This is a genomic window from Ruegeria sp. CDSA089, from assembly GCF_059612205.1.
In genome coordinates this window covers 11689-26933 of sequence record NZ_JBXWQD010000009.1, presented here as the reverse complement: position 1 = coordinate 26933, position 15245 = coordinate 11689, and the positions used below count along the sequence as shown (strand labels likewise).

The window sequence follows — 15245 nt, the reverse complement described above, 5'->3', positions numbered from 1 at the left end:
CGAGGTACAGAGCAAATGTCACACGTGACAGATCACGAAAAAGAACTCTTTCTGGGCGCACGCCGCGATGCCTTCAAATGGCAGGTATTCGGCATGGTCGGCATGGCAATGGGCGTGGCCTCTATGATTGGCTGGGCGATGCTCCTTCCCCTGAAGGAAATCCGCGCGGTGCCATTCTCCATTGATCCGGACACGAAACTGCCGGTCCTGCTGACTGAAAAAGTCGAAGAACTGGAACCTTCTGAGGCGATGGCCTTCCGTGAAGTCGCAAATTATGTGCGCGACCGGGAAACCTATGATGTCCAGGACAACAACGAGCGCCTGAAATCGGTGCTGCGTCGTTCTGATGAGCTGGCCGAAACGTCCTACCGCGAACTGTGGGACGGTTCGAACGACAACCATCCTGACGAAATCTATACGCCCAAGACAAAGGTGCAGACCGAAATTCTGGGCGTCTCGCCGGTCAACGATGAGACGGTGCAGGTCGAGATCCGCAAGTCCCTGATCGTGCCAAACCAAGCAACGGCCTCAGCCCGCTACGTGGTCACTGTGACCTACGGGTTTGAGGAAAAAATCGTGACGTCGATGGATGAGCTTCTGGAAAATCCGTTCGGCTTCGTCGTCACCAACTACCGCGTAGACGCCATAGGGAAGGTCTGATGCAGCGTTCTTTCAAAACACTCACCGCCACCGCCGCAGCAGTTTTGGCATTCTCTACGCCTCTGCTCGCTGAAATCACACCGACGCCAGACGGAAAGAATGCGGATCATCGCATCACGCATTTCCATTACGTCGAGAACCAGGTGTACCGCATCACTGTAGGTGAACGCCTGATTACCTATGTTCACTTTCCGCAGGGCGAGACCGTCCGCAGCATTGGCGCGGGCGACACTGAGAGTTTTCAGATCACCCGCCTGCAGGAAGGTCGCGTTATTGCGTTCAAGCCAGAAATCCTGAACTCGGATTCAAACCTGACCGTCCTGACCAATCGCGGGACATACAACTTCTATCTGGTTCCGGCCGAGAGCGCCGCCGAACGCAAACGTGTTCCATTTCGGGTCACGTTCTACAACAAAAACAACAGCGGCGGGACCACAACGCGTCGCGGCACAGTCGCTCGGAGCGAGCCGAAGCCAACTGGCCGGTTTGTGAACCAGAACTATTCGCGCTCGGGCAAAGCGGACTTTGCGCCCACCGCCGTGTGGGATGATGGCGTTCACACCTATATGCAAATCCCGCAGGATGCGGAGTTGCCGGGGATTTTCCGTGTCCTGCCTGATGGCCGCGAGCTGATGGTGAACACCACAGTCAAAGAGCGCGGCATTATCCAGGTGCAGGGCCTTTCCGACCTTTGGACACTGCGCATCGAAGACACTTCGATCTGTGTACGAAACGATGGCGACGCGTTTCAGCAGGCGAGTGCAACGGGCAGGCCCGTTACTTCACAGACAGTTAAACCGGGGGGCAGCAAGTAATGGATCGCAATCAGACAATTGCGGCACGGGCGGCGGCTGAACAGCCGTCGCAACGTGTCCGGAAGAAGTTCGACCCAAAGAAGCTGATAACCGTTGCGATCGCAGGAGCGGTGTTCCTGGGCTTTGTATGGTTTGTCATGGGCCATGAAAACAAAAGCACGAACACGGGTGTCCGCGTTGACGCTTTGCAACAAGGTGGTGGCGAGCGATACGGGCTTTTGACCGCACGGGGACCAGAGGCCGATGAGCCGGAACCAGAGGCTTTGCCCGAGGAAATTGAGGTGGCAACACCGGCAACAGTGCCGCAGGTCGATTCCGAAGGGCTGAAACAAGCCTTGAAAACTATCGAGCAACAGAACGGTCGGATTTCCGATCTGCAAGACGAGCTGACGGACGCCAAAGTTTCGCTGTCCGAAAAAGACGGTGAAATCGCAACGCTGAACCTGACCAATGAACGCCTTCAGGTCAGATATGATGAGCGAGAGAAGAAGTTCCAGACGGAACTTGCCCAGGCCATCGCAGATGCGGAGGCCCGGGCACTTGCCAGCGTAAGCCACCTTCAGGCGCAAGGTCTGACCGATGACGAGCGGCGCAGACTCGAAGAACTGAAGAAGATGCGCCAGCGGCAGAACCAGTCGGACGGCATTGTGTTCGATGAAAACCCATACGGCAGAAACTGATGGAGCTGACGATGAACAGAACAGCACTCACCCTCGCCCTGGTCACGTTGGCCTCAAGCGCGATGGCACAGGACGCACCCGGTCAAAACTACCAGCCGATCAATGGTGGATCGCAGCCGGTCATTTTCCAACCCTTCCCTGCAGCGCCGCAGCCGGTTCAAGTCCAGCCAGACGACACCCGCCTGCCTGAAGATCAACGCGGCTATCAGGAAAACCAAAACACGACATGGCAAAACAATCTGGTCGAAGAATATCCCCCCATCGTCGGGGCCTCGATCATTGACGATCCGTCGCGCACCCTGACGCAAGGCACGGTTTTGTCGGCTGTGTTCGGTGGCGCGGTCAGCTCGGAGTTGCCCGGCAGTGTCGTGGCGACGATTACACGTGGCGTCTACTCGATGGACGGCACGCGTTTGCTTCTGCCGCGCGGATCGAAGCTCTTTGGCGAGTATCGAGCGGACACGACATTGGCGCAAACGCGCATCATGATCGTTTGGAGCCGTGTCATCACGCCTGACGGCCTGTCAACTCAGGTCGGATCGGCTGGTACGGACGGTCAAGGCCGGACTGGTGCGACCGGCAGGGTGAACACACACTTTGGGAAACGGTTCGGAACTGCAGCGCTGTTGTCCATCATCGGCATTGCGCCGGTGGCACTGGTCTCTGACAACGATAGCAACAACTCGGTTCGCACTGATCTGGCAACGCAAGTGGGGTCTAACCTGCAGAACGCTACGGCAGCGGCGCTTGATGAATACCTGCGCATTACTCCGACAGTCTTTGTCGATCAGGGCAGTCGCATCAACGCCATCCTGCAGCGCGACGTTGTGTTCGATAGCTTCTGAGCGCGAGCCAATGAGCCGACCGCCTCAGCAGTCTTTCCGGCCGCTGCCAGCATGATCGAGTGCGGTAGCGGCCTTTTTTGAAGCAAATTCAGCACTTTTTGGAAGCAATGAATCTTATGTGGATGCCTTCGTGTTCGAGGCAAAGCCGAGATGCAGCGAAGGCAACCTCCAGTGTTCAAAAAAGTGCTCTACCAAGGACAAGAACATGAGCGGGCGGAACGGCAATAGCCTTCTGGAATACTATACAGGCAAGATCGAGCATCTGTTGCACGATGAAAGCCTGAGCGAAATTTCTGTGAATCCTGACGGATCGGTCTGGGTCGAAGAAATGGGCACAACACACATGACCAGGACAGACATTACTCTGAACAGAGATGATGTGGAAAACATCGGGCGCTGCGTGGCCGGATTCAGCGATGTGACATTCGGAGAAAAGAAGCCGATTGCGACGGCCAACGTGCCGACACAGCAGGGTAAAGCGCGGGTGCAGGTTGTGATTCCGCCAGCAACAACCGGCGTGGGGTCCGTGGCGATCCGCCTGCTCCGCGTGAAAACCGTCGATCTGGGCGCGTTCAGCTTCGCCAGCAAAGAGGCGGCGTTGGCAGAAAACAATGATCACAGCGCGCTTGAAAAGGCTCGGGCTGCTCTCGCTGCCGGAACAATGAACTTTGACGAGCTGGCCGACCTTGCGATGCTAAGCAAATGGAACGTGATCATTGCCGGGGGCACCTCGTCTGGCAAAACCACTGTTCTCAATGCAATGCTGAAGCGCGTCGATCCTGGCGAACGGATCGTGACGATTGAAGAAGTGGCCGAGCTGGACATCGAGCAACCCAATTCTGTCGATCTACTTGCTGACCGTTCCGAAGAAGATGGCCCTCGATCACCAACAAAGCTGCTGGAATCGGCGCTGAGGTTACGGCCTGACCGCCTCGTCTGCGGTGAAATTCGGGGCGACGACGCAAATATGTTCCTGGAACTGGTGAACACCGGCCACGATGGTTCTGTTTGTACCATGCACGCCAACTCACCAGTAGATGCCATTGGACGTATGAGCAAGATGGTGCGTCGCGGATCTCCGACCGTTCAAAAGTCAGAAGTGGTCGATGACATCCGGGCCACCATTCACATGATCGTTCACATGAAGAAAATCGGTGACGAACGGAAGGTCAACGGAGTGATCTTCCCACCCCTGATGACCGCTGATCAACTTATCTGAAGGAGAAATAGAATGAAAAAATTTGAGTATCGTAATGTCTTGATGCGGGTAGAGGAAAATGCAGGCGAGAAGTTTGCGAAGCTCGGGCAAGACGGTTGGGAAATGGTCGGCGTCGTACCTGCCGAGTTTGGCATCGTGTGCTTCTTCAAACGCGAGCTGACCGATGGCTGAGTTTCAGGATCTACCCAAAGGCAAGAAGGTCGCGATAGCCGGTACTATGGGCTTTATCGCTACCTCGGCTTGCGCGGTGTTGGTGGTCGGGCTGGCTCTCGAATACATCAACACCAGAGGCTTTCGCGGGCTGGACATCTGGGCGATCCCAGAGAAGTTCATGGCACAGCCTGCAGAGACGCAGCAGATCATGGGTCTGGTGGCGGTGGTCGCAGTGGGTGTTTTGACCTTTGCATTTGTGGCGGCTGCGCTGCGTGGTCCCTCAACGAAATACGGTGATGCGACCTTTGCAAAGGCCCCTCAGCTCGTCCAGGAAGGCTATGCGTCGGTTCTGAAGCTCAAAGACAAATTGGATAGTGAAATCGTGTTTGCCAAATTTGGTGAGCCAAAGGACAAAAACGCGATCTACTATAAGCCCGGCCCCGGTGTCCAAAAGCCGCACGCGATGTTCATTGCCCCGTCTGGTTCGGGCAAAACCAGCGGCTTTGTGATCCCGAATGTCCTGCGTTTCAATGGGTCTTGCGTCGTCCTGGACATCAAGGGCGAGATTTTCCAGACAACCGGCGCGCGTCGGGCAGCAATGGGCGATGAGGTTTTTATGTTCGACCCCGAGAACCCCGACAAAAGCCACAGCTACAACCCTCTGCGCCGCGCAGCACGTGCCGACAATCTGGACCGGCGATGGGAAGAAGTGATTCAGGTTGCAACTCAGATGTTCGACACGCCCAGCTCGTCCGCGCAGGGCTTTATGGGTGGTGTTGAAGGCATGTTCTGCGCAATGGCGATGCTGGCGATCAAAAGAAAGCGGCCATACATTTCCGAAGTCCTGCGCCTGGTCAAAACGACCAAGCAAAAGGACTATGAGAAAATGGCTGAAGAAGTTGGATATGCGCGAGCTGCAGATGAGTTTCTGAATCTTGCAGCCGAAGAATCCAAAATCCTGCGGTCAACGATTTCGGTTATGTTGAACTCCGGCCTGCAGCTCTGGCGCAACCCGTCGGTAGCAAGAGCCACGCAGGGCAATGACATCAACTTTGAAGATCTGCGTCGGCGCCCCAGCTCGATCTACTTTTCCGTGCCAGGGAAAAAGGTCAAAGAGTTCCGGACGCTCATTCGCCTGTTCTTCCTCGATCTGGTGAACACCATCGAAACTGTTGAGCCGGGCGAAGATGAGCCGTTCAAGGTTTTGATGCTGCTCGATGAGTTCCAACGCCTCGGCCATCTTGAGCGCGTTGTTGAAGCCTATGACACCATGCGATCGTTCGGGGGCAGGCTCGTGGTGATTTCGCAAACACTGTCGCGCCTACAGGACATTTATGGGCACGAGGGTGTGCGGGCGATGCTGGCAAACGCTGGAACCCAGATGTTTGCCGCCTCAGAGGATTCCGAAGTACGCGAACATGTGTCCAGGTCCATCGGGGACAAAACGGTCATAAGCAAGTCGAAGTCTCGAGCACTCGGCAAGATGGAAATGGGCAGCATATCAGAGCGTGAAGAAGGCATTCGGCTGCTCCGGCCAGAGCACGTTGGTCGTCTGCCGGAAAACGAGGTTGTGCTGATCCGCGAAGGCAAGATGCCCGTGATTGCGAACAAGATTCGATATTTCGAAGATCCTTATTTCATGCAGTTCCTTGGTGGCGACACGCCAAAGATCAAAGGGACACACCTGGATCTTGCTGAAGAGCAGGCCAAGGATACGGCAAAGGCAGTGGCTGATGCGAAACCGGCCCCTGCCCCGGTGAAAGAGGTTTCTGAAAAAGACCAGGAACTTCAGGCGGCATTTGATGCGCAGCGCACGGTCGCAAAGCGGAAAAGTCGGTCAGCGAAAGATATGGCGATGGAGAAAATGAAAGCCAAACGGGCTGAAAGTAGCGCCTTCACTTGACGGGGGTAACAGGACGCGGCCGAACCGGACCTTACTTCAATATGCAGAGAACGGCAGGAGAGAGCCCAATCTGTCTTATGCTGCGGAACAGCCGAATGTCCGCTTTTCTCCCAGGTGACCATCGCGGCACGCGCCATCGCAATGACTTTAAGCCAACGTGGAATAAACTTCGGCAACTCGCTGAAAGGTCCAATAGGAAGCGATAGCCGCACATCCACCGGCTAAGCCCACTCTTAGGGACATCCACAAACTGGAGTTCACGCGCCGACACATTATCAAGGCAGGCCAGAGTGCAAGAATAATGGCAACTTGGCCAAGCTCGACGCCAAGATTGAAAGCAAGCAGGCTTTGCCAGATGTTTGGAGATGTGATCTGCAAGATATTGTGCAACACAAAGCTAAACCCAAGCCCGTGCAAGAGGCCAATCAGCGTTGTCAGAAGCACCATCGTGGCTTCAGAGCGCGCATTGTCCTTAAAACTCACAAACGCCGCGACGGCTGCAAAAATGATAGAAAGCGCGATCCCGGTTTCGACGGCAGGAACAAACCACGCGCCCGATGGTACAAACCCGAAAAACCCCAGCGACAGCGTTACGCTATGCCCAAAGGTAAAACCGGTTGCACGCAGCAATAGCGCCCTGAGTGTCTGCGCCCCAATGACCAAACACACAACAAACAAAACATGATCCAACCCTTCGAGGATATGTCGTATGCCTTCCCAGACGAAACTCAGGAATCCTCCATACCCCTTCTTCTGAATCAGCAATGGTTCAGTCATCAGACCCCGAGATCGGAAAATCTGAGGTGTGTCTGACGCGTAGTCGAGAATAAGGTTGGCCGTTTGGTCCTGATCCGGCAAATCGGGGTCCAGCACGTTGGCAATGCTGTACGATTGCACCGGGCCGATAGTGTCATAATACAGGACGAGATCGACAATTGTGTCACCAACAAAAAGCGGTGGCAGGAGGGCCGTTTCGGTTTCCACGGCCTTCTGAGCTTCGGCCAAAGTTGCGAATCCGGGCTCATTTCCAACGCGATGCAAGCGAATGGTCTCAACTGTTCCTCTTAGGCGCCGATTGTCGACCAACAGATGTAATCCACCTTCTGCGAATTGCCCTAGCCCATTGGGATCGCTCATGGCAGCCTGCAAGTCGACAAAGTGGACCAACTGACCGTCGCTCATGGCATTGGTCGTGAATGGTGCAGCATCCGGCAAGGCATCACCATTCTGATCACCGACCTTATCTGCAACCAGATAAGGCATAGGCGTGCGCATGTAGATACGTAGGCCGTCTTCGAAATGCTCGACATGCGAAATTCGAACGTTGAGGTTAAGCAAAAAATGCGCCGAGGCTGATAGCGTCAGTGACAAGAGCACTCCGACAAACAGAGCACCAAGAGCAAAAACCTGTGATCTTAAATGCTTATGCATTTGGATCGCGAGCCTCGATTACAGTTAATCCATCCAGCTTCCAATGGCCTGACTCAGGTATGACCTCCGCCAGCACCCGAAACGTAACGGCGCGCATATGGGCGTGCCCCCAATGACCGCCTTGTGCTTTCACTGTCCATTTGGTCAGGGCACTAAATCCTCCCGGCTTGAGGGTCGGGTTAATGCGCTCCAATTTCAGGTCGCTGATATCAGTAACCGTTGCAAGACTGCCTCCTGGCGTTCGGATCGCGAGACCACGTTCAACCTCTGTTGCGATGTCACCCAGAGACGCTTCCGTCACAATATGTGCCAGCTCTGACTTTCTTGCGGCCGGCGAAACTTCCAGAGTCACCGTGCTCAAGTTCTCGACCATTGAGCGCAGTATATCTTCCGCAACCTGCGGCTTAGGGGGCTCGGGCTTATTCCACGGTACCTCCGACAAATATCCCGAAAATGCGACGGTTGCCGATGTTGCGGCAATCATGGTTACGCAACTGACGCGCTTTGCAACTTTGCCCTTGCACAGAAGGAAAAAACCAATTGATGCGGCACTGATCATACCGGAGATCAAAGCCATTGCCGGGTTCTGCCGTGTCTTCTGCTCAACTGGAATCTGAGTAACAGATGCTCTTTCGTATTGGAGCAAGTGGTTCTGCCAGTGAAATTGAGGATCTGCCGGTTTCACAGCTCCAAAGAATGGCCCGGCGATATCGTTTGAAATGGTCGCAACGCGGGAAATTTCCTCGTCAAACATATCCCATGTGACCGTCACCTGATCGGGAAGGTCTGCCGATGAGAACGACAGGATAGCTCCGATAAACGCATTGTTCACAGACACTTCCTTTCCAGGCTCGACAACCTGATAACCCTGCGATGTTAGCTCCAGGAGTTTTGCTGTAGCGTTTGACGGTTGCACTAATTTGCCATCAATTGTCACCGGGTTACGAGACGCCAGGAAGGACGCCGCCTCGTTTACGATCAAGGCGCTGCGCTGTGGCGAAAGCATTTGACCCACTTCCGTGGTTTCATCAATCCAAGGCGCTAGTTCACGCAAGCGGATCAGTGTTTCATGACGAACTTCACGAGGTTCGATGTAAAGAAAGGTGGATGTCCCGTCCTGCGCTTTTCGATTCAGGCTTTCAGCAGAAAAGCGGCTATCCCACGGATCAGGCCAGTGAATCTTTAACTCTGCTGGCTTTGACAAGAAGCTGAAATCCGTGACCGGAACCTCACGGTCAAAAACCTGCATCCCGATAGTCGCCAGTGGTTCACCAAGCCGCGAAGGCGGCACTATAGTCAGTTCCTTGGGAACTAAGTTTTGAAACGGAAAGAACACTTCCGCGAATAAAACGCGCGGATCTTTTGGCGGGCTGGGAACAACCTGCCCCGAGAATGGATCGCGCTGACCTGCAAGCGGCGCGGCCCGGTCTATGCGCGTTCGGTATTCCACCTTTCTGATATCAGCGTTTAGGACCTGTTCGTCGCCTGCAACAATCGAAAGCGCCCGGCTTTCGGCTTGCGCATAACCTTGATTGGTATCTTGTTCAGCCTCCGGCTCACCCCCGACGAAATCTGATGACCATCCTATTGGCAACATATCCGCAAAAAACGGAATATCTTCGACATAGATCTCAAGGTCGACGTAGACCCCATCCTCTTTGACATGAAGGACAGCAATATTGGGGGCAACTTCTGAACCGTTTGTCAGAACGACATCCGCCGAAACGGCCTGTGCACCTGAGGCCACCAGGCCCAGCATCAGGAATAGTCGGTACAGGTACTGCCAAATCGGAATTTTGTTCACCCTGAAGGTTAATTATCCGGCATTGGCGGTGGCGTGTAACCCTCCCATTTTCCCGCATTGACTTTGTCAGACGGCTCTTTTTCTTTTGAACGCGGGGCATTGATGTACTCGTCGCTCACAGCGGGTGGCAACGCATAGTCATCAACACTCGCTTCCCGAACAACGATCTGGTCCTTGGTCACGTTGATCACCTGTAGATCTCGTGCGAGCGTCAGAGGCCCATCGTAAGTCGAACGGACGCCTTCCAAAATCGCCTGATAATTTTCTGGTGAAAGAACAGAGTGATATCCGAGGGCCATACGCGGCTCGACCGCAGACATGACTTTGCCAAAGGCCGCAGGTTCGGTATGAACGCGCGTAGCTACATAGGTCGCCTGTTTCATGTCCCAGCCAAAATACGGGGCCAAAGCATCAGGTGGAAGAAACGCCTCGTGAGAAGCGATGTCCGCCCCTTTGGCATATTCTACATACCATTTGTTTGGGTAAGTATCTCCGCCAAAGACGTATTTCAGTCCATTCCATTCCAGAGAATAACTTACCGAGCCATCTAAGCTGTGGATCGCAGGCCAAGACCGGATCGTGACGTCGTTCTCCTGATAAACGATCTCGTTTTCCTGCATGTAATCGAATTCAGTGACTTCAAGCTTGGCGCCGTCATCGGGCAGTGCGCCCGTTCGCGTGGCCAAGTCCCAGGCGTAAGCTTTGGACATGCCATCAACATAGGCTTTAGTGCCCAGTTCATCTTCTGATCCGGACGGGCCGAAGATGCGGAGCGGGGTATATCTGCCTGAAAGCCACCCCCCAACGTGGAGGCCCATGAAATCTCCAACGTGGTCAACATGCAAATGGCTGAAGAAGACCTTGTCGATCTTCGCAAAGTCCGGTCGCAGCGAGAACAGGTTTCCCGTTGCGCCAGTTCCTACGTCAAAAAGAAAAACGTCCCCATTCCCAAGTTCCACATAAAACGAAATCGAGACGGCTGCCTTGGTTTGGTTTGGCATACCCGTCCCCAATGCCGTGATACGCATTTCATCCGTGCCAAGGATTTCAGTGTTGGGAAAGTATGACGCTGGATAAACACCATTTTCTATTGCAGAAGCAGTTCGACCAGTCGGCAGCGCATTTTGCGCTGAAGCGGTGCCAGCCAACGACAAACCCAAAGCCAATAGTGCGCCAGTCGTGGAATTCATAATGCTTTTCATTGATCCCCCCATTTCTGCATGGCGTTTCTGAGAGCACGATGTCGTGAACTCCCAGTTGCCCATAGACTCCTCTACGGTACGACCATAGACTACTCTATGTCAAATAATGAATGCTATAATCTGAATGTCAGAAACTGCCACCCGAGCCTCACCCAAAAACGCCGCGACCAAGGAAGACTGGATATTGCTGGCCTACAAAGTCCTCAACGAGGGTGGCGTTTCCGCGATAAAAGTCGTGCCAATGGCAAAGCGACTGAACCTGACAAGCGGTAGCTTTTACTGGCATTTCAAGAACGTCCGAGAGCTTTTGGATGAGGTTCTCAGATATTGGGAGCAGGAACTGACTGACAAAGTGATCGCACAGGCAAAGACATTTGGCGGTCCCCCGGAAGACCGCATTCTTCTTCTTATGAAAAAGGTCATAGAAGAGGACGCCGCCTTGCCGGATCACGCTGTCTCAGTGTGGGCGAACACCGATGAGAAGGTGAAAGAATCGTATCAAAGAACCATCGGCAAACGGTTCCACTTCGCCGCCTGGATGTTTGAACAGGCCGGGTTTTCGAAAGAAGAAGCGAAAGCGCGCGGAAGACTGATGGTGACTTCGCTAATGGGAGACTCTTCGACCGGTCTGAAAACGCAAGGCGATTGGGAAAAGGTTATAGAACGGGAACACGCAATTCTTGTCGGAAAGTAGAAGATAGAACAAGGAAGTTGCCCGGCATTGTAAGTTTGCTCGAAACGGACAGACAATTTTTAATTGCCCTGTAGAAACAGATCACGCAACAATGCCAGAAGCCGACGTTCAGTCAGCGACCATCAAGGTCCGCTTCGTCCGCTTCTTGCCTATTCAAACGTGGTGCAGCGAATGCCCGGAATGTCCAAGGACAAGAGTCCGTCCCAATCGGAACAGACCCCACATTACTCCAACCCGGTGGTCTCGCTGTTCCCGGCAACACATTCACCGGCGCGAACAATCATCTATCATGTCCTCCGTGGTTAAAGACTGTGTCCATCATACTCATGGACGTGGGTAGCCTGTTCGCGGGTATGGGCAATCTCTTGCACCACGGCGGCAATCTTGCTGGATGAAACTTGGTGCAGCTCACCAACAACGGCCTCCGCGCGCTCGTAGCTGTCCGGAACGCCTTGGCTGTTGAAATGGGCGGCAGCGGTGGAAATGTCCGCGTCTTTCCAAGTCGCCGTTGTGCCGATTGAAACGCTGTCATGATCGTTGTAGCGGGCCAGGAACTTGCTTCCGTCGAGACCGAAGCTGTGCGCGGTCGCCACAATGTCATCACGCACAGCCAGCCATTTTTCGGCTTCCGTGGGGTCCAGGTTGTCCAACTCGGCCGCATTCATGGATGTGGTGTAGCTGTCATCAGCCAAAGTGTATGCCTGCAGGTCGGTGTCATATGGGCGCAGTTCGGCAACATCGCCTTTCAACTCCCCGATCTGAACGTCCATTGCGGCACGCAAGTGTGGATCTTCGACCTCTCGTGCAAGAGCCTCCATGTTCTCGATGGAGTTCACGATGTCCTTGGTCTGCTGCTCGTAGTTCTCAAAGATGGCCTCCCCCAAAGCGGATTGCATATACTGAACATAGCGATCACCGGGCGACTGGTAGTCGTCGGACTCCTGAAAATCCTTGTCACCACTCAGATCCGCAAGGGACGAATAGTAAGGGTGATACAGATCGTATTCCTGAGCATCACTCATGTGCTGAGAAACCAAAGCCTGCATATCGTTCAGATCAACCGGCTCCCCTGACCGCTCCGCAGCTTCAAATTCGATTTTGAATTCTTCGACCAGATCTTGTTGCGCAGTATGTTCGTCAACACGGCGGTTGGCCTGGTCCTCGATGTCGAAGCTGTTTGAGGCGATGGCTGCACGATCAAAGCCCATCGCCTGCTGTTCTTTCCTGATGATGTCGATCTGCTCTGAAACGCGATCTTCACGCGGGGCGGATTGATCAAATCTGGAATAGGGTGCGAAGTGTTCGACTTCGTTCAAAAGATAGTCTGTACGCGAAACCATAGTTTTTCCTTTGCGAGTTGATGGAAAACTCTGTGATGGGTCTGCCTGGGGCGTTGGCGCGCGCATCAGGCAGACCGGTTAAAGTCCTTACAAGCTGTGCCCGTCATCGTCACCGCGCCCCTGCAAGAGCGGGTGCGTTGCGTGGGCGTGAACGTCTGAAAGTTCTTCTGAGATTGCGATGATCCTGGAAGACGCAAGCTGGTGCAGCTCGTCAACAACGGCCTCAGCGCGGTCGTGGCTGTCGGGTAATCCTTGCGCCTGGAAGTGGGCCGCGGCGGTCGAAATGTCGTCGCTGCGCCATCCCATTGTTGTACCCAGGGTGACGTTCTGATGATCGCCAAAGCGGGCAACGAACGCCTCGCCATCGAGGCCGTAGCTGCTGGCCGTGTCGGTGACTTCTTTGCGGATCGCTGCCCACTTGCCGGCCTCTGAATAATCCAAGACATCCATTTCGGCAGTGCCCATTCCCATCATCGTTGAATAGCGGCGGTCCTCGATGATGAAGGCTTGAAGGTCCGGATCGTTGGTGCGCAGGTCCGCAACGTCGCCCTTCAACTCGCCAATTTGAATATCCATAGCGACACGCAGATGAGGGTCGTCAACCTCACGGGCCAGCCCTTCCATCTTGTCGATGGATTGCAGCAATTCTTTGGTATGAGTCTGGAAGTCCTCATAGGCCCCCTTGCCCAAGGTGTCCTGTATATAGACCTCGTACCGGCGTGCTGCCGGGGCATAATCAGCGGACGACTGGAACGCCTTGTCATCGACAATATCAGCAAGGGCAGACAGATACGGATGGCTCTGTTCGTTGTCCCGAACGTCGCTGATATGGGCAACAACCTGAGCCTTCAGCTCGGGTGCGATTGTTTCCTCAGAACCGCCTAATTCGATGTGTCGCCGCAAGTTGCTCATGACTTCGGGCGACACATAAGACGGGTCTCCTGGCTCGCCGTAATCATCAAAATGATGGGCTTGATCCAGCAGATGTTCCATTCTCGATACCATAGGTTCCTCACTTTCAACGAGTTGGATGGCAAACTCTTCGATCCGGTCTTTGACAGCGTTGGCGCGCTCATCAAACAGATCCGACATTCTTGCGATGGAGAGTGTCATCACATCACCGGCCATGTCGCGGGCCGTAACTTCAACCTCCGGAGTGCTTTCAACAACAGACAGTCCGGCCTGAACCTTCCACGTGTCGGTCTCAACTTCCTGCCGCAAACCGCGCTCAAGGCGGGTCGTTGCGGTCAGCTCAATTCCGTATCCTTCGGCAACCTCAACCTGGATAGAGCGCTGAACGTCGATGTTCATGTCGCTGCTCATACCCATAGCCAACCACTGCCCATGTTCCACGCCTCGGTTATTCACAACGATGTGGACATGGGGGTTGTCAGTGTCGTTGTGGAACACGGTCAGATAGTCCCAGGTATCGCCAAAATCACCGCTCCCAAACAGGCGATCCGCGAAGTCCAAACCGGCCTCATGCGCGGCATCCGGATAGGTGCCTTCGGGAAAAGAAACGATCATGTGACGGGTATAACCATAGTTGGTTTTCCCGTTGAAATCCTCGGCCCAGGTCTCGATCAGATCACTCACCTGATCGGCATCGAGCGGGGTCACACCATTGTCGCGGATGTCCAACACGCCCTCTGCCCTGACGGTCAGGTAATTGATCTGGCGGCGCAGCTCATGCGCTTTTTTCACCCCACCTTTGCGGACGTGTTTCACAACCGCCTCGGGCTTTCCAACCACAGCACCAAGCCGCGCCTTGATGGATGAGGCCCGCGAGATCATGAACTTCATGCGCTTGGCGGTTTGCAGCTGCTGGCTGATCTGCTTGGACCGATCGATACCCTTCTGCGCTTCCCGGAAGGCTAGCTCCAGAAAGTCCCCTGCCGTCAAATTGTGAGCCGCGACGTTCATGCTTCAGATGTCCTCTCATCGTCGCGCAAGATTCGGCGAATGGCGGAGTCTGGCTCTCGGTTTCGGCGGGCCGCGGTGATCAGCGCCTTCAGGTCTTGCCGGTGCTGGATGATCGCACGATGGAGGTTTTCGACATCGCGCCGGTCGTCATCGGTCCAGATCACCGAACCGCGTTTGGCCGATTTTGCGAGCTGATTGAGGTTGGTGTATCCACCCTGAACCTGCCGCAAGTGCGTCTGCCAGAGATCGACAACGGCCGGGTCAGGATCGAGATACCCGATCAGACGATAGATCAGTCGTTGGATGATCTGGTTGCGGCTCTTGGCCCCAAGCGACTGCACGGCCTCCTCCAAACGCACCAACGCATCTGACGGCAATCGAACGGAAAAGACAGTGGTGTCGCCGGGCTTGCTCAATGTATACCTCTGGTTGTTTTTATGACTTGTAACACAACTACCTTATCCTGTCATACTCTCCAAGAGGAAACCGGGGGTGATTTTAGAAATCCGTATTTTCTCAAATTGCCCCCGGAACAGTTTTGCTCTTGGAGGCAATCTCCACGCCGGGAAAAGGGTC

Annotated in this window: 14 protein-coding genes; 8 read left to right on the top strand and 6 right to left on the bottom strand. The window is 54.4% G+C overall.

What is annotated here, in order from left to right; all coding sequences use genetic code 11:
• Positions 1-15: 15 nt before the first annotated feature.
• The 7 genes from AC2FJ6_RS18180 to AC2FJ6_RS18150 all read left to right on the top strand — a co-directional run bounded on the left by AC2FJ6_RS18180 (position 16) and on the right by AC2FJ6_RS18150 (position 6275).
• Entirely contained in the window at positions 16-660 is a 645-nt protein-coding gene (locus AC2FJ6_RS18180; RefSeq protein WP_152460679.1) for a VirB8 family type IV secretion system protein, read from the top strand.
• Complete coding sequence (locus tag AC2FJ6_RS18175; RefSeq protein ID WP_152460678.1) at positions 660-1475, top strand: TrbG/VirB9 family P-type conjugative transfer protein; 816 nt, start codon at positions 660-662, stop codon at positions 1473-1475. The genes AC2FJ6_RS18180 and AC2FJ6_RS18175 overlap by 1 nt, the downstream gene beginning before the upstream one ends.
• A complete protein-coding gene (locus AC2FJ6_RS18170) occupies positions 1475-2155 on the top strand; it encodes a hypothetical protein (RefSeq protein ID WP_152460677.1) in 681 nt (226 codons plus the stop codon). Before AC2FJ6_RS18175 ends, AC2FJ6_RS18170 begins: the two co-directional genes overlap by 1 nt.
• 11 nt (positions 2156-2166) lie before the next feature.
• Complete coding sequence (locus AC2FJ6_RS18165) at positions 2167-3000, top strand: TraB/TrbI/VirB10 family type IV secretion system protein (protein WP_170575215.1); 834 nt, start codon at positions 2167-2169, stop codon at positions 2998-3000.
• Between the two features lie 205 nt (positions 3001-3205).
• Complete coding sequence (locus AC2FJ6_RS18160; RefSeq protein WP_152460675.1) at positions 3206-4219, top strand: ATPase, T2SS/T4P/T4SS family; 1014 nt, start codon at positions 3206-3208, stop codon at positions 4217-4219.
• Between the two features lie 12 nt (positions 4220-4231).
• Positions 4232-4390 carry a DUF4177 domain-containing protein gene (locus tag AC2FJ6_RS18155; RefSeq protein ID WP_152460674.1) on the top strand — a complete coding sequence of 53 codons (159 nt, stop codon included), beginning with the start codon at positions 4232-4234 and terminating at the stop codon, positions 4388-4390.
• Positions 4383-6275, top strand: a complete 1893-nt coding sequence (locus AC2FJ6_RS18150) for a type IV secretory system conjugative DNA transfer family protein (RefSeq protein ID WP_152460673.1) — start codon at positions 4383-4385, stop codon at positions 6273-6275. Before AC2FJ6_RS18155 ends, AC2FJ6_RS18150 begins: the two co-directional genes overlap by 8 nt.
• Positions 6276-6422: 147 nt before the next feature.
• Here the strand turns inward: AC2FJ6_RS18150 and AC2FJ6_RS18145 are convergent, their stop codons facing one another.
• From AC2FJ6_RS18145 to gntH, 3 genes are read right to left on the bottom strand one after another with little or no spacing between them, the layout of a single operon-like run.
• Positions 6423-7646: a HupE/UreJ family protein gene (locus AC2FJ6_RS18145; protein ID WP_170773686.1), complete on the bottom strand. Its 1224-nt coding sequence runs from the start codon at positions 7644-7646 to the stop codon at positions 6423-6425.
• 52 nt (positions 7647-7698) lie between these two features.
• On the bottom strand, positions 7699-9510 hold the full coding sequence (locus tag AC2FJ6_RS18140; RefSeq protein ID WP_496669664.1) for a hypothetical protein: 1812 nt from the start codon (positions 9508-9510) through the stop codon (positions 7699-7701).
• 8 nt (positions 9511-9518) lie between these two features.
• Positions 9519-10712, bottom strand: a complete 1194-nt coding sequence (gntH, locus tag AC2FJ6_RS18135) for a guanitoxin biosynthesis MBL fold metallo-hydrolase GntH (RefSeq protein ID WP_170773682.1) — start codon at positions 10710-10712, stop codon at positions 9519-9521.
• Between the two features lie 184 nt (positions 10713-10896).
• Here gntH and AC2FJ6_RS18130 point away from each other — a divergent pair, with 184 nt between their 5' ends.
• Positions 10897-11406, top strand: coding sequence for a TetR/AcrR family transcriptional regulator (locus AC2FJ6_RS18130; protein WP_496669662.1), 510 nt, complete (start codon positions 10897-10899; stop codon positions 11404-11406).
• A 302-nt stretch (positions 11407-11708) separates the two neighbouring features.
• On the opposite strand, the gene AC2FJ6_RS18125 is transcribed toward AC2FJ6_RS18130, so the two are convergent.
• The 3 genes from AC2FJ6_RS18125 to AC2FJ6_RS18115 are packed head-to-tail and all read right to left on the bottom strand — an operon-like array spanning position 11709 to position 15085.
• Positions 11709-12812 (bottom strand): hypothetical protein, encoded by a 1104-nt coding sequence (locus AC2FJ6_RS18125; protein ID WP_170775031.1) that lies wholly within the window; start codon positions 12810-12812, stop codon positions 11709-11711.
• A 21-nt stretch (positions 12813-12833) separates the two neighbouring features.
• Positions 12834-14669 (bottom strand): relaxase/mobilization nuclease domain-containing protein, encoded by a 1836-nt coding sequence (locus AC2FJ6_RS18120; protein ID WP_496669660.1) that lies wholly within the window; start codon positions 14667-14669, stop codon positions 12834-12836.
• Positions 14666-15085: a hypothetical protein gene (locus AC2FJ6_RS18115; protein ID WP_170417782.1), complete on the bottom strand. Its 420-nt coding sequence runs from the start codon at positions 15083-15085 to the stop codon at positions 14666-14668. The genes AC2FJ6_RS18120 and AC2FJ6_RS18115 overlap by 4 nt, the downstream gene beginning before the upstream one ends.
• Positions 15086-15245 lie beyond the last annotated feature (160 nt).